16 protein-coding genes and 1 pseudogene are annotated in these 20,293 nt (G+C 71.0%); 13 read left to right on the top strand and 4 right to left on the bottom strand.

Translation table 11 applies throughout. The features are described 5' to 3' along the window. From ACRDSK_RS19255 to ACRDSK_RS19245, 3 genes and pseudogenes are all read left to right on the top strand, one after another. Window positions 1-371: pseudogene (locus tag ACRDSK_RS19255) on the top strand (hypothetical protein); the annotation flags it as partial. Window positions 372-382: 11 nt separating this feature from the next. After that, the gene (locus ACRDSK_RS19250; protein WP_431442490.1) at window positions 383-721 is read left to right on the top strand and encodes a hypothetical protein; all 339 of its coding nucleotides are present in this window, start codon (window positions 383-385) and stop codon (window positions 719-721) included. Between the two features lie 2 nt (window positions 722-723). Then, a complete protein-coding gene (locus ACRDSK_RS19245; protein WP_431442489.1) occupies window positions 724-1,536 on the top strand; it encodes an ESX secretion-associated protein EspG in 813 nt (270 codons plus the stop codon). A 296-nt stretch (window positions 1,537-1,832) separates the two neighbouring features. Here the strand turns inward: ACRDSK_RS19245 and mycP (ACRDSK_RS19240) are convergent, their stop codons facing one another. Genes mycP (ACRDSK_RS19240) through eccD form a run of 3 tightly spaced genes read right to left on the bottom strand, consistent with a single transcriptional unit; the run spans window position 1,833 to window position 6,186 of the window. After that, on the bottom strand, window positions 1,833-3,305 hold the full coding sequence (gene mycP / locus ACRDSK_RS19240; RefSeq protein ID WP_431442488.1) for a type VII secretion-associated serine protease mycosin: 1,473 nt from the start codon (window positions 3,303-3,305) through the stop codon (window positions 1,833-1,835). A 20-nt stretch (window positions 3,306-3,325) separates the two neighbouring features. Next, window positions 3,326-4,780, bottom strand: a complete 1,455-nt coding sequence (gene mycP / locus ACRDSK_RS19235) for a type VII secretion-associated serine protease mycosin (RefSeq protein WP_431442487.1) — start codon at window positions 4,778-4,780, stop codon at window positions 3,326-3,328. A 2-nt stretch (window positions 4,781-4,782) separates the two neighbouring features. Beyond that, window positions 4,783-6,186 carry a type VII secretion integral membrane protein EccD gene (eccD, locus tag ACRDSK_RS19230; RefSeq protein ID WP_431442486.1) on the bottom strand — a complete coding sequence of 468 codons (1,404 nt, stop codon included), beginning with the start codon at window positions 6,184-6,186 and terminating at the stop codon, window positions 4,783-4,785. Window positions 6,187-6,322: 136 nt separating this feature from the next. Here eccD and eccCa point away from each other — a divergent pair, with 136 nt between their 5' ends. The 5 genes from eccCa to ACRDSK_RS19205 all read left to right on the top strand — a co-directional run bounded on the left by eccCa (window position 6,323) and on the right by ACRDSK_RS19205 (window position 14,740). Beyond that, the gene (eccCa, locus tag ACRDSK_RS19225) at window positions 6,323-10,324 is read left to right on the top strand and encodes a type VII secretion protein EccCa (protein WP_431442485.1); all 4,002 of its coding nucleotides are present in this window, start codon (window positions 6,323-6,325) and stop codon (window positions 10,322-10,324) included. A 1,000-nt stretch (window positions 10,325-11,324) separates the two neighbouring features. Then, window positions 11,325-13,208: a type VII secretion-associated protein gene (locus ACRDSK_RS19220; RefSeq protein ID WP_431442483.1), complete on the top strand. Its 1,884-nt coding sequence runs from the start codon at window positions 11,325-11,327 to the stop codon at window positions 13,206-13,208. A 26-nt stretch (window positions 13,209-13,234) separates the two neighbouring features. Then, on the top strand, window positions 13,235-13,831 hold the full coding sequence (locus tag ACRDSK_RS19215) for a hypothetical protein (RefSeq protein WP_431442482.1): 597 nt from the start codon (window positions 13,235-13,237) through the stop codon (window positions 13,829-13,831). A gap of 237 nt (window positions 13,832-14,068) precedes the next feature. After that, on the top strand, window positions 14,069-14,383 hold the full coding sequence (locus ACRDSK_RS19210) for a WXG100 family type VII secretion target (protein ID WP_431442481.1): 315 nt from the start codon (window positions 14,069-14,071) through the stop codon (window positions 14,381-14,383). A gap of 66 nt (window positions 14,384-14,449) precedes the next feature. Next, window positions 14,450-14,740 carry a WXG100 family type VII secretion target gene (locus ACRDSK_RS19205; RefSeq protein ID WP_431442480.1) on the top strand — a complete coding sequence of 97 codons (291 nt, stop codon included), beginning with the start codon at window positions 14,450-14,452 and terminating at the stop codon, window positions 14,738-14,740. A 132-nt stretch (window positions 14,741-14,872) separates the two neighbouring features. Here ACRDSK_RS19205 and ACRDSK_RS19200 read toward each other — a convergent pair whose 3' ends face one another. Next, a complete protein-coding gene (locus ACRDSK_RS19200; RefSeq protein ID WP_431442478.1) occupies window positions 14,873-15,760 on the bottom strand; it encodes a hypothetical protein in 888 nt (295 codons plus the stop codon). Window positions 15,761-15,960: 200 nt separating this feature from the next. On the opposite strand from ACRDSK_RS19200, the gene rplM reads away from it, so the two are divergent. The 5 genes from rplM to ACRDSK_RS19175 all read left to right on the top strand — a co-directional run. Continuing rightward, window positions 15,961-16,404, top strand: coding sequence for a 50S ribosomal protein L13 (gene rplM, locus ACRDSK_RS19195; RefSeq protein ID WP_431442477.1), 444 nt, complete (start codon window positions 15,961-15,963; stop codon window positions 16,402-16,404). 32 nt (window positions 16,405-16,436) lie between these two features. After that, a complete protein-coding gene (gene rpsI / locus ACRDSK_RS19190; RefSeq protein ID WP_431442476.1) occupies window positions 16,437-16,889 on the top strand; it encodes a 30S ribosomal protein S9 in 453 nt (150 codons plus the stop codon). Window positions 16,890-16,998: 109 nt separating this feature from the next. Then, complete coding sequence (glmM, locus tag ACRDSK_RS19185) at window positions 16,999-18,333, top strand: phosphoglucosamine mutase (protein ID WP_431442475.1); 1,335 nt, start codon at window positions 16,999-17,001, stop codon at window positions 18,331-18,333. A 99-nt stretch (window positions 18,334-18,432) separates the two neighbouring features. After that, complete coding sequence (locus ACRDSK_RS19180) at window positions 18,433-18,795, top strand: WXG100 family type VII secretion target (protein ID WP_431442474.1); 363 nt, start codon at window positions 18,433-18,435, stop codon at window positions 18,793-18,795. After that, on the top strand, window positions 18,792-20,293 hold a 1,502-nt coding region (locus ACRDSK_RS19175; protein WP_431442473.1), incomplete at its 3' end, for a WXG100 family type VII secretion target. The genes ACRDSK_RS19180 and ACRDSK_RS19175, both read left to right, overlap by 4 nt.

Here is a 20,293-nt window from a genome sequence, read left to right as displayed (position 1 = left end):
GCGCGGGTCAGCGCGGTGCCACGACTGGTCGCGGCCTCGGCGCCGGTGGGGGCCTCGGCGCGGGCGGACGTGGCGCCAACACGACTCGCGGCGGCAGTGCCTACGGCCGGGCGGCGGGTGCGGCGGCGGGTCGCGGCGCCGGTGCCGGCGCGGGCGGCGGTTACGGCGCGGGCGGGCGCGGGGACAAGGAGTACCGCGGGCGCGGCCGGTTCGCCGGCGGCGCTGGCGGCCGGGGCGGCGGCTACGGCATGGGTGCGCCGGGCAACCGTGCCGACGAGGAAGAGGACAGCCAGCACCGCAGGCGGGTGCCGATCGAGGACGACCCGTTCGCGACCGACTTGAAGGCGGCACCGCCCGTCATAGGGCTGTAGAGGGAGACCAGATGTACGCAGCAGAGTCTGGTGGCGACTGGCAGGTCGAGCCGGAGCAGGTGCGCGAGTTCGCGGCCGCCGTGGAGCAGGTCCGGGCCGACCTGCAGCGGATCACGAGCGAGGTCGCGGAGCTGTCCACCCCGAACTACGCGCCGATGCTGGGCACGAGCCCGGTCGGGCAGGAGCTCGCGGAGAAGTTCACCGACCGGATGGGCAGCGAGCGCGGGCTGCACGGCCAGCTGACGACCGCGTTGGCGCGCATGGAGGAGTTCATCGCCAGCGCCGAGCGCAGCGCGGCGGAGTATCTCCAGGTCGACGGCGACAACTCCACGAAGTTCAAGTTCGTCTAGGCATGGAGCTGCAGAGCACGCTCGGTGAGCCGCTGCTGCCGGTCGAGGTGGACCTGCTGTGCACGTTCGCCGAGGTCGAGGCGCCGTTCCCGCTGGACGTGCCGGCGTCCGGGATGACCGGCACCGAACAGCGGATGCGGTTCCGGGCCGCGCGCGAGCAGCTGACCGACCGCGGGCTCGCGGACGAGAACGGCCCGCTCGGGGTGGCCGAGGACTTCGTGTTCCTGCTGCGGTCGAGCACCGGCGTGCTGGATCTGGTGCTGGCGACGGAGAAACTCGACCTCGCGGTGGCGCTGCTGACCCATCGGGACGAGTCCCTGCTGGTGACCCAGCAACTGTCCGATCCGGACGGTGTGATCCGGATGAAGGCGGTGACCCTCGACGAGGCCGTCAACGACGTGATGAAGCTCGTGCCTCGCGTCGAGGCGCCGCGCACCGCGCCGTTCAGCCTGCCGCGGCGGGCGATCGAAGAGACGTTCACGGCGATGACGTCCGGTTCTGATACGGAATCGCTGACCGGGCAGGAACTGGATGAGCTGCTGGCCCGGCACGGCATCGACGACCGGATCACGCGGCGGATGGTGACGCACCTGCAGCCGGTGCTGGGGAACGGCCAGGCAGGCGTGGCCCGCCGCGACGACTCCGAGGACCAGTGGCAGCGCTCCGGTGAGGAACTGCGCTGGCTGGACACGGACCGCGGCCGCTTCCGGCTCGCCGGCGACGACACATGGATGAGCGTGAACCCGTTGCCCAGGGACGAGATCCGCGCGGAGCTGCGCAAGCTGGCGGGCCGAACCCGCAGCCGCCGCTCCTGACCACGCCCGGCCTTCCACGAAGGCCGCTCTCACAACAAAGGCTTGCTCGACTGCGAAACTCGCTCACTACGAGGCCCGCAACCGACGCTAGCGCGCACACGCGTAGTGACAGCCCCCACCCTCTCCGGGGGCACCCCGTGACTCCATTCTATCGGTGCACACCGACGGAATCGGTGTCTGCGCGGGAGCTGTGGACAACTCGCCTGACTGTGGACAAGTCGCGGCCGCCGCAGACGGACCACAGCTGAGCCACCGACGCCACAGACGAGCCACCGACGGGCCACAGTGGACAGACGTCAGAGCGGAGGTTCCGGACGCATCGGGTCCGCTTCCCGGCGGTTGCGGCGCACCGTGCGGACGACGAACAAGGTCAGCAGCAGCAGGCCGAGACCGCCGAACGAGCCGATCATCGCCACCTGCTCCGGCGCCCAGTCGCGCGTATACGGCGGCGGCATCTCGAACGGCACGTCCACCGCCTCGTCGCGCGCGATGCCCGACTCCGACGGGATCATCGTGGTCAGCGCGCCGATCGGGTTGATCATGCCGTAGCCGACCCGGCTGTTGTGCCCGCCCGCGGCCGCCGGGTGCGAGGCGGTCTGCTTGATCCGCTCCATCACCTGCTGCGCGTTCAGGTCCGGGTACCGCTCGCGGACCAGCGCGGCCAGCCCGGCGACGTACGGTGCCGCGAAGCTGGTGCCCTGGATCGGCGAGGCCTGACCCTGCGCGTCGACCGTCTGGTTCGCGAGTCCCGTCGGGTTGGCCGGATCCAGCGAGATGATGTCCGTGCCCGGCGCGGCCACGCCCACCCACGGCCCCTGGATCGAGAACTCCGCCGGGTCGCCGTTGCTGTCCATGGCGGCCACCGAGATCACGTGCTCGGCGAACCACGGCGGCGTCACGATGTAGGTCGGGTTCTTCGGGTCCGCGCTGTTCTGCTCCGAGCAGTTGTTCTCGCCCCGGTTGCCCGCCGACGCCACGGGGACGACGTTGCGCTCCTCGACCGCGTACCGCAGCGCGGCCTGCACCTGACGCTCCGCCTCGGTGATCCCGCCGGACGACACCGGGCGGCAGCTGTCCACCGACATGTTGATGACCGTCGCCCCGCTGTCCGCGGCCCGGCGGATCGCCTTCGCGAGCGTGCCGAGGTTGCCGGCCGAGTCGACGCTGTTCTCCCGGTTCTTCGGGTCCTCGAACCGGTAGTTGGCGCTCGACTGCCGGATGCTCAGGATCCGCGCGTCCGGCGCGATCCCGCGGAACCCGATCGAGTCGTCCTTCGGTTTCGCCGCGATGATGCCGGCCACCTCGGTGCCGTGTCCGTCGCAGTCCTTGAGACCGTTGTCCCGCGCGATCACGTAGTCGCCGCCGCCGACGAGCCGGTTGCCGAGGTAGTCGTGCGGCGACACCCCGGTGTCGATCACCGCCACCGTCTGGCGCTTGCCGGTGGCGAACCGGCTGAGGTCCTCGAAGCGCAGCGCGTCCTGGCCCCACGGCCGCGTCTCCAGCTGGACCGCCTCCGAGTTCGAGGACACGCACTGCGTCTTCTGCGTGTACGCCTTGTCCGGCCTGCCGTCGTCGACCGGCGGCGGGAAGCCGGGCGGGAGCGGCGGCGGCTCCGCGAAGCCGGACTCCTGCTCGCCGGACGGCGGCGCACCCGGCGCCGTGGGCGCCGAAGGCTCGGCCGGCTGTGCCGCGGCGACCGCCGGCATCGTCGCGAACACGAGGGTCGCGGCGAGCACGGACAGCCCGCGCCGGGTACGGGTAGCTGCCATGGCTGGCTGATCCCTCGCTGTCATGCGGAACCGGTCCGGTCCCGCTTCTGGCGGCGAACGGTGTGGACGATGAACATGGTCAGCAACAACAGCGCGAGACCGCCGAACGAGCCGATCACGGCGACCTGCTCCGGCCCCCAGTCCCGCGAATGGGGCGGCGGCATCTCGAACGGGACGTCCGCCGGCCCGTCGGCCGTGATGCCCTCCTGGCCGGGGATCTTCGAGGTGAGCGCGCCGACCGGGTTGATCATCCCGTAGCCGACCTTGACGTTGTGTCCGTCGGCGGCGGCGGGGTGCGAGGCGGTCTGCTTGATCCGGTCCATGACCTCGCGGGCGGTCAGCGGCTTGCCGAGCTTCTCGAACCGTTCCCGGATCAGCGCCGCGAGCCCGGCCACGTACGGCGCGGAGAAGCTCGTGCCCACGATCGGCCCCAGCTCGCCGCCGCCCGTCGCGCTCTGGTCGACCAGCCGGGTGGGGTCGCCGGGGTCGAGCGAGATGATGTCGACGCCCGGCGCGGCGACGCTCACCCACGGGCCGTGCATCGAGAACTCGGCCACGGCGCCGTCCGGTTGCACGGCCGCCACCGAGATCACGTAGTCGGAGAACCACGGCGGGCTGACGATGTAGGTCGGGTTCTCCGGGTCGGCCGAGTTCTGCACCTTGCACGCACCACTCGGCGTGTTGCCGGCCGAGACGACCACCACGACGTCCTCGTCCTCGACCGCGTAGCGCAGGGCCTTCTGTAAGTCTCGCTCCGGCCCGGAGATCGGGTCGGTCGCGGCCCGGCAGTTGTCGATCGACATGTTGATCACGTCGACGTTCCGGCGCGCGGCGTTGACCACCGCCTTGGCGAGCGTCGAGACGCTGCCGGCCTTCGGGCGGCCGTTGCGGTCGTTCTGGTTGGGCGGCTGGTACTCGAAGTAGTCGCTGGACTGGCGGATGCTGACGATCTCGGCGTCGTAGGCGATGCCCTTGAAACCGATCGAGTCGTCCTTCGGGTTCGCCGCGATGATGCCGGCCACCTGGGTGCCGTGGCCGTCGCAGTCGTCGAGGCCGTTGCCGCCGCCCTGGACGTAGTCGCCGCCGCCGGAGAGCCGGTTGCCGAGGTACTCGTGCCGGTTCACCCCGGTGTCGATCACCGCGATGCGCTGTCCGCGGCCGGTGGCGAACTTGTGCAGCTCGTCGAACTGCAGCACCCGCTGTCCCCACGGGATGTTCTGCAGTTCCACCTCGCTCGGTATCGACTGGACGCAGGCGAGGTTGGCCTTGCGCGTGTAGGGCAGGTCGGGCAGCCCGTTGTCACCCGGCACGGACCGGTCGCCGTCCAGCGGCGGCGGGGTCGGGCCACTGGCGCTGTCCGCCGGCCCGTCCGGGTTGCTCGGCGGCTGCGCGACCGCCGCCGGTGCGGCCGGGACCAGCACCGCCAGCAGCGCGGCGGCGGTCGTGGCCAGGCGGCGGGTCAGGCGCGCTCGCACGATCAGTTGTTGGGCAGGATGTTGGCGTGCCGCAGGGCGCTGTACAGGTTCATCACGGCGAGCGCGAGCGGCAGCAGCACGGCGATGCAGATGGCCTCGATGATCTCCACCGTGCGGCGCAGCGGCGGCGAGAACCGCTGCTCGGGGAAGATCACGCCGAGCACCAGGGCGGCGGCGCCGATCAGGATGAACGAGCCGAACACCCACAGCAGCCGGTCGGTCGTGCTCTGGCTGATCAGCCAGCCGACGAGGATGCCGGTGGCCGAGAGCATCCCGGTGGCCAGCAGCGCGATCGCCTGGCTGCCGTTGGCGTAGGTGCGGGCCCGCAGCAGCAGTACGAGCGTGGCCGCGATCGCCAGGCTGATCGCCCACACGTCGGCCTTGCCGGCGGTGATGATCGCCGAGATGGCGGCCGCGACGCCGCAGCCGATGATCATGCCGGTCATGTACTCGTGCGCGAGGCCGGCCCGCCGCTCGATCGAGCGGTAGTCCGGGAAGCCGGTGTCCTCCTTGAGGTCCTCCGCGCTGCCCGGCACGTTCGGTAGTGGCAGCCGCGCCAGCTGGATGGTCAGCCGCGGCAGCACGGACAGCCCGGCGAGCGACACGGCGGCGGTGCCGGCGGCGATGCCCTCGGCCGGGTGCGCGATCAGCGTGCCGATGGCGAACGCGATCACGCCGATCAGCGCCGCCGAGCCGGCCGCCACGAACGTCGTCACGCCCGCGCCGATCAGCATGATCGAGGCCGAGGCGACGATCAGCACCAGGGCGCTCGCGAGCAGCAGGCTCGCCCGCCCGGTCTCCCCGGGCACGATATAGAGCCCGCTCACGAACGCCATCGGCAGCCCGCCGGCCGCGGCGATCAGCACACCGGTGGTCTCCTGCTGGTAGCCGCGCGCGATGACCGCGCCGAGCGCGACCGCACCGATCGCCGTGGCGCCCGCGGCGATCGAGGCGCCGACCGCTGAGCCGCCGAACAGCGGGCCGGTCATCAGGACGGCGAGGGCGGCCGTGATGAGCGCCAGAGCGCCCGCCACGTAGCCGATCCGGTTCGCGGTCTGCTTGGTCCAGGGCCGGTAGCTGTCCGGGGACGCCTCGGCGATCGCGTCGACCACGTCGTCGTACAGCGGCGGGGGCGGGTTCTCCGCGCGCCGGCGCAGCTGCAGCAGCTCGCCGTCGATCACACCGAGCGAGGCGAGTGTGCGGCTCGGGTCCAGCGGTGAGTCGCCGAGCTTGGCCAGACACCAGCCGCCGTGCCGGGCGCCGCCGTCGGGCGTCGCCTCCTTGGCCATCTCGAGCAGCATCGGCAAGAGATCGGCGACTGCCACTCCGGCCGGGAGCGCGACGTCGATCCGTGTTCTCGGTGCCACCACCGTCACCCGGCTGAACACCGTCGTCCCGGTTGCCACGCGCCCCTCCCGACCTGTATTCGATAACCACCCCGTGCTGTCAGTGGCGGCCCCTAGTATGGCCGTACCGGTTTCGGCGTGTACGCCGGTTCCGGCAAGAAGTGGTTGTCCGAGCACGTACGGGGGCGTCACAGCGGTGAGCACGGTTCAGTTCAAGAGGTCACCTCGGCTGGCTGCGCCACGCCAGCCCGGTGGCGAGGTCCACCTGGAACCGCCGCCCGAGGTGCCCCGGGTCATCCCCGGCAACATCCTGATGAAGCTGCTGCCGGTCATCATGATCGTCGCGATGCTCGGCATGGTGGCGTTGCTGTTCACCGTCGGTGGCGCGGCCGGGCGCAGCCCGCTCACGCTGTTGTTCCCGATGATGATGATGTTCTCGATGGTCGGCATGTTCGGCCAGGGACGCGGCGGCGGCCAGAAGAAGGCCGAGATGAACGAGGACCGCAAGGACTACCTGCGCTACCTCGGCCAGATGCGCGACCGCGCCCGCGAGGCGTCGCTGGACCAGCGGGCCGCGCTGGAGTGGGTGCACCCCGACCCGCAGGCGCTGTGGTCGATGGCCACCAGCCGCCGGATGTGGGAGCGCCGCCAGTCCGACCCCGACTTCTGCCACCTGCGTGCCGGCCGCGGCAGCCAGCGCCTCGCCACCCGCCTGGTGCCCCCGCAGACCGGTCCGGTCGACGAGCTCGAGCCGATCGCCACGCTGGCACTGCGCCGGTTCGTCCGGGCCCACTCGATCGTCCCCGAGCTGCCCATCCAGATCGCCATCCGCGGGTTCGCCGCGGTGGGCCTGTCCGGCGACAAGGAGCTCACCCGAGGCCTGGCCCGCGCGCTGATCGGCCAGCTGGTCACCTTCCACACCCCGGACGACGTGCTCGTCGCGGTCGTCACCTCCGGGCGGGCCAAGGAGGAGTGGGAGTGGGCGAAGTGGCTGCCGCACGCGCAGCACCCCACGATGGTCGACGGCATCGGCCAGCTGCGGATGATGGCCGGCTCGCTGGCCCAGGTCGAGGCCTGGCTCGACGAGGAGCTGCGTGACCGCCAGCGGTTCACCCGCAACGCGCCGCCGCAGCCCGACCAGCCGCAGGTGCTGATCGTCATCGACGACGGCGAGGTCACCCGCGAGGAGCAGATCATCCTGGAGGAGGGGCTCGTCGGCGTCACGCTGATGGACCTGTCCGAGAGCCTCGGCAGCCTCACCGCCCGTCGCGGCCTGCGGCTCGTGGTCGAGCGGGACCGGCTCGGCGCGCGCAGCGCGAGCGGCGTGGAGTGGTTCGCCAGGCCCGACTCGATCACCGTGGCCGAGGCCGAGGCGCTGGCCCGCAAGCTGTCGCCCTACCGGCTCGGCGCGGCGGCGGCCGACGACGGCGGCGAGGAGCCGCTGCTGTCCAACCCGACGCTGCTGGAGCTGCTCGGCATCCCGGGCGACCCGATGACCTTCGACGTCCAGCAGGCCTGGCGGCCGCGGCCGGTCCGCGACCGGTACCGGGTGCCGTTCGGCGTCGGCGAGTTCGGCCAGCCCGTCGAGCTGGACATCAAGGAAGCCGCGATGGAGGGCATGGGCCCGCACGGCCTGTGCATCGGCGCCACCGGCTCCGGTAAGTCGGAGTTCCTGCGCACGCTCGTGCTGGGCATGCTGGCCACGCACTCGTCGTCGACGCTGAACTTCGTCCTCGTCGACTTCAAGGGTGGTGCGACGTTCCTCGGCCTGGACGCCGCGCCGCACGTCGCTGCGGTCATCACCAACCTGGCCGACCAGCTGACCCTGGTCGACCGCATGAAGGACGCGCTCGCCGGGGAGATGAACCGGCGGCAGGAGGCACTCAAGAACGGCGGCAACTTCAAGAACGTGTGGGAGTACGAGAAGGCGCGGGAGAACGGCGCCGACCTCGACCCGCTGCCGGCCCTGTTCATCGTGGTCGACGAGTTCTCCGAGCTGTTGAGCGCGAAGCCGGACTTCATCGACCTGTTCGTCGCCATCGGCCGGCTGGGTCGCTCGCTCCAGATGCACATGCTGCTGGCCTCGCAGCGTCTGGAGGAGGGCAAGCTGCGCGGTCTGGACTCGCACCTGTCGTACCGGATCGGCCTGAAGACGTTCTCCGCGGCGGAGTCCCGCGCGGCGATCGGCGTGCCGGACGCGTTCGAGCTGCCGTCGGTGCCGGGCTCGGGCTACCTGAAGTTCGACACCTCCACGATGGTGCGGTTCAAGGCGTCGTACGTGTCCGGCCCGTACCGGTCGGCCGGCATCCAGGCGGTCGGCCCGGCCGCGCCGATCACGGGTGACCGGCGGGCGAAGCTGTTCGTGCCGGACTATGTCGACATCCCCAAGGAGCCGGAGAGCACCGCCGAGGCGCCCAAGGAGGAGCGGCGGCCGGAGAGCAGCGCACCGACCGAGCCCAGCGAGCTCGACGTCGTCGTGGGCCGGCTCATCGGCCAGGGCCCGCCGGCGCACGAGGTGTGGCTGCCGCCGCTGGATACGCCGAACTCGCTGGACACGCTGCTGCCGCCACTGCAGCCGACCGAGGACCGCGGCCTGTCGCCGGTCGGGTTCTTCGGCAACGGCCGGCTGCAGCCGCCGCTCGGCCTGATCGACAAGCCGTACGAGCAGCGCCGTGACCTGCTGTGGGCCGACTTCTCCGGCGCGGCCGGCCACGCCGCGGTCGCCGGCGGTCCGCAGTCGGGCAAGTCGATGATGCTGCGCACGCTGGTCATGTCGATGTCGCTCACGCACACGGCCGAGGAGGCGCAGTTCTACTGCGTCGACCTGGGTGGTGGCACGCTGGGCACGCTGCAGGCGCTGCCGCACGTGGGTGGCGTGGCCGGCCGGCTCGACCCGGACAAGGTGCGCCGGATGGTCGCTGAGGTCGCCACGGTCATGGCCGAGCGCGAGCAGCTGTTCCGGGACCGGGGCATCGACTCGATGACCGACTTCCGCAACCGCAAGCGGCGCGGCGAGCTCACCGAGGACAAGTTCGGTGACGTGTTCCTGCTCATCGACGGCTGGCTGAACTTCCGCCAGGAGTTCGAGCTGATCGAGCCGCAGGTGCTCAACATCGCGTCGCAGGGCCTGTCCTACGGCGTGCACCTGGTCGTTTCCGCGAACCGCTGGGCGGAGATTCGTCCGGCCCTCAAGGACCTCCTGGGTACTCGGTTCGAGCTGCGCCTCGGTGACCCGAGTGAGTCCGAAGTGGACCGTCGGGTCGCGGTCAACGTGCCCGGCGGCCAGCCCGGTCGCGGTCTGTCCCGCGACAAGCTGCACTTCCTCGTCGGGCTGCCGCGCATCGACGGCTCGAGCGATCCCCAGGACGTGGCGGGCGGCGTGCAGGACGCGATCGCCAAGATCAACGGTGCCTGGCGGGGCCAGCACGCGCCGAAGGTCCGGCTGCTGCCGGCGACGCTGCCGTACGAGGAGCTGCTGGCGCTGGACGGTCAGCGTCCGGGCCGGGCGGTGCCCATCGGCGTCAACGAGGACGCGCTGGCGCCGGTATACCTGGACTTCGACGCGGACCCGCACTTCTTCGCGCTGATGGACGGCGAGTCCGGCAAGACGAACCTGCTGCGCACGATCGTGCAGGGCATCGTCGACCGGTACACGAAGAAGGAGGCGCTGATCCTCCTGGTCGACTATCGCCGGACGATGCTGGGCTTCGTGAAGACGGACCACCTGCTCGGGTACGCGGTGTCCAGCAACCAGCTGACGGGCATGATCAAGGAGATCACCGGCTCGATGCGCAAGCGCCTACCCGGGCCGGACGTCACGCAGGAGCAGCTGCGCAACCGGTCGTGGTGGAAGGGTCCGGAGCTGTTCGTCATCGTCGACGACTACGACCTCGTGTGTCCGCAGGGCAACAACCCCCTACAGCCGCTGAACGAGTTCATCCCACAGGCGAAGGACGTGGGCCTGCACCTGGTCGCGATGCGCCGAAGCGGCGGCTCCTCGAGGGCGATGTACGACCCGGTGCTGGGCAAGCTGAAGGAGATCGCCAGCCCGGCGCTGCAGGGTTCCGGCAGCAAGGAAGAGGGCCAACTGATCGGCACCGTGCGCCCCACGGCACTACCCCCGGGCCGCGGCACCATCGTGAGCCGCAAGCTGGGCCAACAACTGATGCAGATCGCCTGGATCACCCCAGAGATGTAGCCCCGAACCAACAGAGGTGCCGGCCCGCTGCGGAGATTCGCCGTTGCGGCGGTCGGTGCCGCGCCCAGGTCGTGGTCGCCACCGGCCGGCCGGCGATTGCCGGTTCGAACAGCGGGGGCCGCCTCTGGCTGCCGCCCGCCTGTCTCGGGATTGTTGGCCACCCACCTCTAGGTTTGCCGTCGCGGTGTGCGGTGCCGCGTCCGGTCGTGGTTGCTACCGCGCGGCCGGTGGTGGCTGGTCTGGACCGCGGTGGTGGTCGCGTCTGGCTGTCGGTCGTGGGATGTGGCTGCCCGCCTCGGAGTTGCCGTTGTGTGTGCGGTGCTGCGGCCTAGGTCGCGGTTTGCTACCGCGCGGCCGGTGGTGGCTGGTCTGGACCGCGGTGGTGGTCGCGTCTGGTCGCCGGCCTTGGAATGTTGGCCGTCCGCCTCGGAGGTTTGCTGTCGCGGTGTGCGGTGCTGCGCCCCGTCGCGGTTGCTACCGCGGCCGGTGGAGGCCGGTCTGGACCGCGGCGGCGGTGGTCGCGTGTGGCCGTCGGCCTTGGAATGTTGGCTGCCCGCCTCGGAGGGTTTCTTGTCGCGGTAAGCGGTGCTGCGCCTAGGTCGCGGTTGCTACCGCGCGGCCGGTGGTGGCTGGCCTGGACCGCGGCGGTGGTCGCCTCTGGATGCTGCCTCCTGCTAGGAGATTCGCCTCCGCGGCTTGCGGGCCATTCCAGGGTCGCGGTTGTTCCTGCTCGGCTGGCGGTGGCCGGTTGAACGCGGACCAGGCCGTTGTCCACGCAACCTGACCCCGGCCGGGGCCGGACCGCCCGGCGGCGGCTGCAGTCCGGTCGTGGTGAGTTGTCGGCCGCCTCCCGCTGGCCTTGGGCATCGCCCGTTCGGGGCTGGGGTTGAGCAGCGGATAGCCTCGCCTGCTGACTCGCCGCGCCTGCTGCGTTTCCGGACCGCGGCGGGTGGTGGCAGGGTGTGGGCGACCGGCGTGGTGGATGAGCCAGGGGGTGAGGATGACGCTGCGGGTGGCGGTCGACTTCGGCACTTCCAGCACCTGCATCGCGATCTCCGTGCGTGGGCGGGAGCCGCAGGTCGTGGCCGTCGACGGGAGTCCGCTCATGTCCTCAGCGGTCTACGCGGCGCCGGACGGCACTCTCTTCGTCGGGCAGGAGGCCGATCGGCAGGCCGCCGTCGACCCGTCGCGCTACGAGCCGCACCCCAAACGGCGCATCGACGAGACCGAGCTCCTCCTCGGCGCCACCGTCGTCCGCGTGCGCGAGGTGATCCGGGCCGTGCTCGCCCGCGCGGTCGGCGAGGCCCGGCGCGTGGCCGGCGGCGCCGCGATCGACCTGCTCGTGCTCACCCACCCCGCGGACTGGGGCGGCGTCCGGACCCGCGTCCTACGCCAGGCGGCCAACGGGCTCGCCAACCACATCGTGCTCGTCCCCGAACCCGTCGCCGCGGCCGTCTTCCACGCGGCAACCTTCCCGCCCGCCGACCCCGCCGCCAACGGCCGGCCGGCGATCCCCGGGCCGGCGAACCCTCGACCGGCGAACCCCACGGCGAACCCTGGGCCGGCCAACCTGGTGCCGGCCGCGAACCCCGGAGCGACGGCGACTCCTCGAGCCGGGCGGGCACTGGCCGTCCTCGATCTCGGTGGCGGCACGGTCGACGTCAGCGTCGTCCGGGCCACGGCCGGCCGCGCGCCCTTCCAGGTCCTGGCCGCCCGCGGCGACCCGACCTTCGGCGGCGCCGACGTCGACCAGCTCCTCCTCGACCACGTCGGCTCGGTCGTCTCCACCACCGACGAGACCGCCTGGCGCACCCTCATCGAAGGCCGCGAGCTCGCCGACCGCCGGCGCCGCCGCGTCATCCACCAGGACATCCGCGGCGCCAAGGAAACCCTCTCCCGGCACACCTACACCGACATCCCCATGCCGCCGCCGTTCCCGGACGCCCACGTCACCCGCCTCGACCTCGAACAGCTCGTCACCAAACAGCTCGACCGCGCCGCCGAGCTCACCGTGAACGCCATCCGCGAGGCCGGCCTCAAGCCCGCCGACCTGGCCGGCATCTTCCTCGTCGGCGGGTCCAGCCGGATCCCGCTGGTCTCCCGGCTCGTCCACCAGCGCACCGGCGTCGTGCCGACCTCCCTCGACCAGCCCGAGACGGTCGTGGCCCGCGGCGCGCTGCGAGCCGTCGCCGAGGACGAGGCCACCCGGCCCGTGGCACCGCCGCGACCGCCGACCCCGGCCCGCGGCATGCCGATCCCACAACCGGTCGGCCCGGCCGTGAGCAACCGGCCACCGGAAAGCCGGCCACCGAAGCCGAACCGCACCGCCCTTCTCCTGGCCGCCGGCGCGGCGCTGGTCGTCGCGGCGGTCGTCACCCTCGTCGTCGCCCTCAGCGGCGGCGACGTGGACCCACAGGCCCGCCCGACCTCGCCGAGTCCGCCGCCGAGCCGCGTGATCGCCCAGTACGAGTACCAGTTCGCCCTCCCCGAGGGCTGGCTGCAGACCGGCGGCGACCCGGACCGCCTGCGCACCGAGCTCAAGCCCGCCGGCCGCGAGAGCGGAGACGACCGCGTCCTGGTCGAGGAGCAGCGGCTCTCGTTCGACAGCGACGCCGACCGCGCCCGCGCCGTGGACCGGCTGCGCACCGAGTACGAACAGGCCGGCGAGGCCTTCGCGGACTTCGACGACGCGGCCTCCTACGCCGGCCGGGACGTCGTCCGGTACCGGGAACGCCTCGCCGAGGCGTCCGTGACCTGGTACATCGTTTTCCAGGGCCGCACCCAGGTCAGCGTCGGCTGCCAGGCCGCGAACGGCGGCGGCGGGCAGGACACCGTGGCCGCTGCCTGCGAGACCGTCATTCGTACGTTGACCGTCACCGGCTGAGCTACGCTCCCCGCGGAGGTGCCGACATGACGGGGCAGGACGGCGGTTTCCGCGCGGCCGCGGCGCGATTCAAGGCCGAGGTCGAGGCCGCGCTCACCAGGGCCCGGCGCGCGGCCGACGACGCGAAGGCCAAGTCCGCCGAGTTCCGCCGCGGCAGCGACGAGCTCACCAAACAGGCCAAGACCGGCCGGCTGCGCGGCGTCCACCGAGGTGAGGTCGCGCCGACGGACGCCAACGCCCGTGCCGAGGCGGAGCGGTTCCGTACCGCCAACGACCTGACCGTCGAGGACCTGCCGGACGCCGACAAGCTGACCGCCCGGCTGCCCGACCCGCCGGCCGAGGTCCGCCCGGTCACCCCGGAGGACGAGGACTTCTCCCAGCACCAGGTGCTCTACGACCTGGACACCTCCGCCAAGCCCGCGCCGACGCCAGTGGCTCAGACCTCCGATGAATCGATCGAAGCCGGGATCGATTCACCAACCGCGCCCGCCCCCGGTTCGCGCGAGGAGAACGAGGACTTTTCGCAACAGCGAATCCTCATCGACGCAACCGTCGAATCCTACCGTCCAGATCCTTTGCCGGGCTCCGTCTTCGAGCTCCCGGAAGACAGAAACCCCAGCTAGAGCGGGCTTTTCGGGGATTGCGCAGGCAAACGTCCTTGCGGCTGCGGGGTTCCGCTACCGGCCGGTCCAATGGCCACGGTCGTCGATCTTTCACCAAACAGGCGTTCACGCTCGCAACGACCTCCGATCAGGTGGCGACAACCTGGAACCGGACATGGCAGGGTCTACGTCGCAAGAGGCGTACGAACCAAAAAGCGTACGACCCGACCAAGAGAAAGATGAAGGGGGCAGCTCCCAATGCCTGACGGTTACACAGGGACAGTTGAGGACTTCACCAACGCCCAGCAGAAGGTCGTCGGCGTGAAGGAAGACGTCGAGGCGACCCTCAAGCAGGTCTGGGACCAGGTGGTCAGCCTGCAGGGTCAGTGGACCGGTAGCGCCGCCACGGCGTTCGCCAACATGATGCAGCGCTTCGACACCGACGCCAAGAACCTCAACGCCGCGCTCGAGGCGATCTCTGAGCAGCTCGGCGCCGCCGGTGGTACCTACGCCGAGCAGGAAGCCTCGAAGCAGGACGTCTTCGGCAACCTCTCCGCACAGCTCGAGGGCTGACCTCGAACACCCACCGCAGTCCCGGAACCAGCTACTCCAGAAACTTGAGACAAGGGGAAAGAAGCAATGCCTGACGGCCAGATCAAGGTTACATTCGGCGGTCTCGAGGCCGCCGCCGGCAACATCAGCACCCAGGCGAACAAGGTGCAGGGCTCGCTCGACGACCTGAAGCAGTACCTGCAGCCGCTGGTGGCCGGCTGGACCGGTAACGCCGCCGAGATGTACAACTCGCACCAGGCCAAGTGGGACCAGGCCGCCGCCGACCTGCAGCAGGTTCTCGCGGCCATCGGCTCCGCCGTCATGCGCGCCGCCGAGGACTACCGCGACGGCGAGCGTCACAACGCCGCCCGCTGGTGAACTGACGCAAGACCTGCCGTGGGGCCCGGGAGTCATCTCCCGGGCCCCACAGCTTTGTCTGGATAGTTGAACGGTAACTAATCCACAGTGGACGGTACCTCGACAGAGGTCTGGACCTCGAACCTTTCGGCCTCAGCCGGCCGGCTCGCGCGAGTTGAAGTCCTCCCAGAACTTGTCCGCGGCGGCCTTGTCGGTGATGGCGGTCAGCTCGCTCGCCGCCGGCTTCTCGGGGAAGTCGTCCGCCTTCGCCTTGCCGAGCACCTCGTAGCCGATCTGCAGCTCCAGCGGCTGGGTCTTGCCGTCGTCGACCTTGCCCCGGATCTCGAAGCCGGTGAACCTCATTTCCTCGTCGAGCCGGATGACCACCGGCACGACCTCGTCGCGCATCTGCGCGGTGACCTCGTCCTGCCGCTCGGGCGGGATCCCGATGAACCCCTCGTCGATCATCAGCCCGAGCAGGGCGCCGGTCGTGACCTCGACGCCGTCCTCGGTCTTGCGGGACTGCTCGGGCTGCCGGTCCGGCGCCTCCAGCTTCGTCTGCGCGATCGCGTTGTCCAGGTGGCAAGCGAGCCACGCGGTAAGCAGGAAGCAGGTCTCGAAACCGTTCGAGTAGATCGTCGGCGTCGACACCCACGGCGTCGGCGCGAGGTGGGCGTGGCGCTCGTCCAGGCGTACGTAGTCCACCGGGTCGTCCGGCGGGTGCAGGACCACCGAGGTGTCGGACTCGTCGGCCCGCCGCCGCTCGAGCACGGTGATCGGCGGGTCGCCGTACTTGCGGGACTCGTGCTCGGTGGTCAGCTGGATGTCGCCGTAGTTGAGGAAGTTGTAGACCTTGGCGTGCTCGTCGCCGAGCTTCTCGAAGTGCTCCTGGAACGCGGTGATCCCGGCCTCGACCGTGATCGCGTCCGCGGCCTCCTCGTTCGGCCGCGCGGAGCCGGCGGTGGCCTGCGCGCAACCGGTCGCGGCGAGGACCACGACGGCGCCGAGAACCACGACACGCCCTGGTCGTCCGGTAGTCATGGACACCCCTTCGGACACGTAACCTGCTGCCGGTTGCACCGTAGCGTCGCCGCGCCGGGAGCGGGCGCGGACCGGCGAACGGGGGGCGCTTTGACCCTGCTCGAAGCCGGCAGGTATCTTCTAGGAGTTGTTGTGCGGCGTGGGCACGTGCCCGCGCAAGCCCGCGCAGGCACCCACGCAGATGACGACGAGGTAGATCCGTGCGTACGTACAGTCCGAAGCCCGGCGAGGTGGCTCGCACCTGGCATATCGTCGATGCCGAGGACGTGGTGCTCGGTCGGCTCGCGTCGCATGTCGCGACGTTGCTGCGGGGCAAGCACAAGCCCACCTTCGCGCCGCACGTGGACACCGGCGACTTCGTCGTGATCGTCAACGCGGAGAAGGTCGTGCTCACCGGCAACAAGCGCGACCAGGCGTTCGCCTACCGGCACAGCGGCTACCCGGGCGGCCTGCGCAAGCAGTCCTTCGGTGAGCTGCTGGACAGCCGGCCGGAGCGACTGCTGGAGAAGGTGGTCAAGGGCATGCTGCCGAAGAACAAGCTCGGCCGCGCCCAGGGCAAGAAGCTGAAGGTCTACGCCGGCCCGGACCACCCGCACGCCGCCCAGCAGCCCAAGCCGTTCGAGATCACCAAGGTCAGCCGGTAAGGCCGGCCGGACCCAGCACGAAGCGAGGACCATTGACTACCCCTGAGACCAGCGCCGCCGAGCCGGAGGACAAGCCCGCCACGCCGCCGCGCGTGACCGGGGAGACCGCCCAGACCGTCGGCCGGCGCAAGGAAGCCGTCGTCCGGGTCCGTCTGGTGGCCGGCACCGGCAAGTTCCTGCTGAACGGTAAGTCGCTCGAGGAGTACTTCCCGAACAAGGTGCACCAGCAGCTCATCCGTGAGCCGCTGGTCATCCTCGAGAAGCCCGAGGCGTTCGACATCCGCGCGAACCTCAAGGGCGGCGGCATCACCGGGCAGGCCGGTGCGCTGCGCCTCGCGATCGCCCGCGCGCTGATCGAGATCGACAGCGAGGACCGGCCGGCGCTGAAGAAGGCCGGCTTCCTCACCCGCGACCCGCGGGTCAAGGAGCGCAAGAAGTACGGCCTGAAGAAGGCCCGGAAGGCTCCGCAGTACAGCAAGCGCTGACCCTGTATCGGTCGGTCACGCACAGCCATGCGATGAACGCCACGTCCGGTGCGCACGATGCACCAGACGTGGCGTTCACGTTTCGTCCGTCCTGGAGGTTCTCCCAACGATGGCGCGTCTGTTCGGAACCGATGGGGTTCGCGGCCTGGCCAACGGCGACCTGAGCCCGGAGCTGGCCATGTCGGTCGCGGCGGCGGCGGCGAGAGTCCTGGCCGAGCACGACAGCTCGCACCGCCCGGTCGCGGTCGTCGGCCGGGACCCGCGGGCGAGCGGGGAGATGCTGCAGGCGGCGGTCGCGGCCGGGCTGACCTCCGCGGGCGCGGACGTCATGCAGGTCGGCGTGTTGCCCACGCCCGCCATCGCGTACCTGGTCGGCGAGCTGAACTCCGACCTCGGCGTGATGATCTCCGCGTCGCACAACCCGATGCCCGACAACGGCGTCAAGCTGTTCGCGGCCGGTGGGCAGAAGCTGCCGGACACCATCGAGGACGAGATCGAGGCCATGGTCGGCGTGACCGTCGACCGGCCCACCGGCGCCGGCGTCGGCCGCATCTACGACATCAGCGACGCGCTCGACCGGTACCTCGCGCACCTGCACAAGGCGCTGCCGAACCGGCTGGAGGGCCTGCGCGTGGTCGTCGACTGCGCGAACGGCGCCGCCTGGGCCGCCGCGCCGCAGGCCTACCGCGAGGCCGGGGCCGAGGTGATCGCGATCCACGCGCTGCCCGATGGCGAGAACATCAACGACGGCTGCGGCTCGACCCATCTCGAGGGACTGCGCGAGACCGTCCTGGCCGAGAAGGCCGACCTGGGCATCGCCCACGACGGCGACGCCGACCGGTGCCTCGCGGTCGACGCGACCGGCGAGGTCATCGACGGCGACCAGATCATGGCCGTGCTCGCGCTCGCGATGAAGGAGTCCGGCGAGCTCGCCGAGGACACGCTGGTCGCGACCGTGATGAGCAACCTGGGCCTGCACCTGGCGATGCGCGAGCACGCCGTGAACCTGCGCACCACCGCGGTCGGCGACCGCTACGTGCTCGAGGAGCTGCGCGCGGGCAGCCTGTCGCTGGGCGGCGAGCAGTCGGGCCACGTGGTCCTCCCGGCCCACGCGACGACCGGCGACGGTCTGCTGACCGCGATGCGGCTGATGGCCCGGATTTCGGCGACGTCCCGGTCCCTCGCGGACCTGGCCGGCGTGATGACGCGGCTGCCGCAGGTCCTGGTCAACGTGAAGGTGGCCGACAAGGCCGCCGTGGCCACGTCGGACTCGGTGTCCTCGGCGGTGGCCGCCGTGGAGGCCGAGCTGGGTGAGTCGGGCCGGGTGCTGCTGCGGCCGTCCGGGACGGAGCAGCTGGTCCGGGTCATGGTGGAGGCCCCGTCGCACGAGATGGCCGAGGCCGCCGCCCAACGCCTGGTCGGGGTAGTCTCGGCCGTAGGCTGACCAGCGCCTACGGTCCCTTCGTCGGTATTCGCATCGTTTCGACCCCAAGCGCGAGATGCCCTCGGTATGTTGCTAACAGTGTCCGCGGGCGTACGATCCGTGCCTGGATCCCGATCCATCGAGGGGGAGACCGAGACCATGCCGGAGGGCTTCGACTACGACCCGGACGCGATCCGCGCCTACGCCGAGGTGTTCAGCCAGGCGAGTGCGCAGGTCGAACAGGTCAAGGCGACCCTCGGCGACACGTCCGCGAAGGCAGCCGACTTCGGCAGCACCTGGGGTGACCACGGCGACGCCTTCGAGAAGTACGTGGGCATGCTCGTGGACGACCTCGGCAAGCTGGGCGAACACCTCGGCGCGGTCGCCGGTCAGCTCGACCGCGGCACGGACCTGGTGATCGAGACTGACACCGTCGCGCAGCGCGACATCGAGGCCTCCGGCGGCGCCAGGGGCCCGGCGTGAGCTTCGACCACCCCGACGCGGTAGCCGCGATGACCGCGGCCCTCTCCGCCACCGGGGATGGCGGCGATTGTTGGGACGTCATCGGCAAACCCCTCGACGACCCGGTCGACGGGACGCTGCACGCCTACGACGACAAGCTGTCGCTGAACCTCCTCCCGTCCGGCACCGGCAAGCGCCTGGAGATCGCCGGTCTGCGCTGGGGCCGGATCGAGAAGGACGTCGCTCGGCTCGTTGGACTGGCCGATGCCGTCGACGCCATCTCGAAGGTGGTGAGGAGCGGCCGGGAGCGGCTCGCCCACGACTGGCGGGGCGAGGCGCACGACGCGTTCCGGGTGGCCATCGAGCAGGTCGAGAAGACCCTCGACGACTACTCGGCAGCCGTTCGGGCGACCGCGGCCGGCCTCGCGACCGCGATCAAGAACATCCGGACGATGTACCTGGCCTACCGCGACGAGTGCACGTCGACGCTGCTGGACTTCTCGGGTTTCGTGCCGCCGGAGGACTGGCTCTGGATCGGTGAGCAGGAGGTCCGGGACCTGAAGTCGTGCGCGTCCTGCGTGGCCTGCGACAAGGAGAACGTGGTGCGCACCGTCCTGCTGGGGCAGGCGCTCCAGCGGTCGAACTACAAGTGGTTCCACGACGGGGACGGGCGAGACCACGAGCAGGACGCGCAGACCGCGCTAACCTTCGCCAACCAGGAGCGCAGCGAGCTCGGCCGGAAGATCAACGAGTTCTACGCGGCGACGGACGCGCTGAAGAAGCCGGTCGGGGAGATCTTCGAGGCGGCGCTGGAGAACCTGCGCAAACTGGCCGAGGCCAAGGTGTTCTCGTCCCTGGGGGTGCCGGGTGAGCGGGCCGCGCCGGCCGTCGCGGTCAAGCCGGCCGTCACCGTCGGGCCGGCTGTCGCTGTCGAGTCGGCTGCCGCTGTTGAGCCGGCTGTCGCAGTCGAGTCGGCTGTCGCTGTGGAGGCAGTCGCCGGGCCGGTGTTGGCGACGATCAAGAACGGGAACCGGACCATCTCGGTGACCAGCCCGGACGGTGAGGGACACGTCAGGGTCACCGTCGGCGGCGGCGTCGGGCGGCCAAGGAGCTACCACCTCGACTTCGACGCGGCCAGCGAGCTGGCGCCGCGCACGCAGGACGCCCCGGGGGCGGGGGCCGACCCGATGGAACGGGTGCTCGCCGCGACGAACGGGCAGTGCGTGATCAAGGACGGTCCGCTGACGATCACCGCGGAGCGTCCGCTCTTCGATCCGGGCAAACTCACGCTGGAGGTCGACGACGGCGTCAACGAGCCGACCACCCACGCGATCGACCTCGACCGGGTGCCTACCGATCCCGAGCCGAAGGACCAGGTCAGCACGCCCGCTTCGGTGAACGGCGAGGTGGCCGCCGGTCTCGTGCCCGACCAGTCCAACGGCGAGGCCAAGCTGGCCAGCGCCGGCGAGGGTGAGCCGGCCGGGGTGGCCGGCGCCGCCGCGGCGATGCTGGCCGGTGC

Source organism: Actinophytocola sp. (genome assembly GCF_050699915.1).
Taxonomy (GTDB): domain Bacteria; phylum Actinomycetota; class Actinomycetes; order Mycobacteriales; family Pseudonocardiaceae; genus Actinophytocola.
This window is presented reverse-complemented; position numbering and strand designations above follow the sequence as displayed.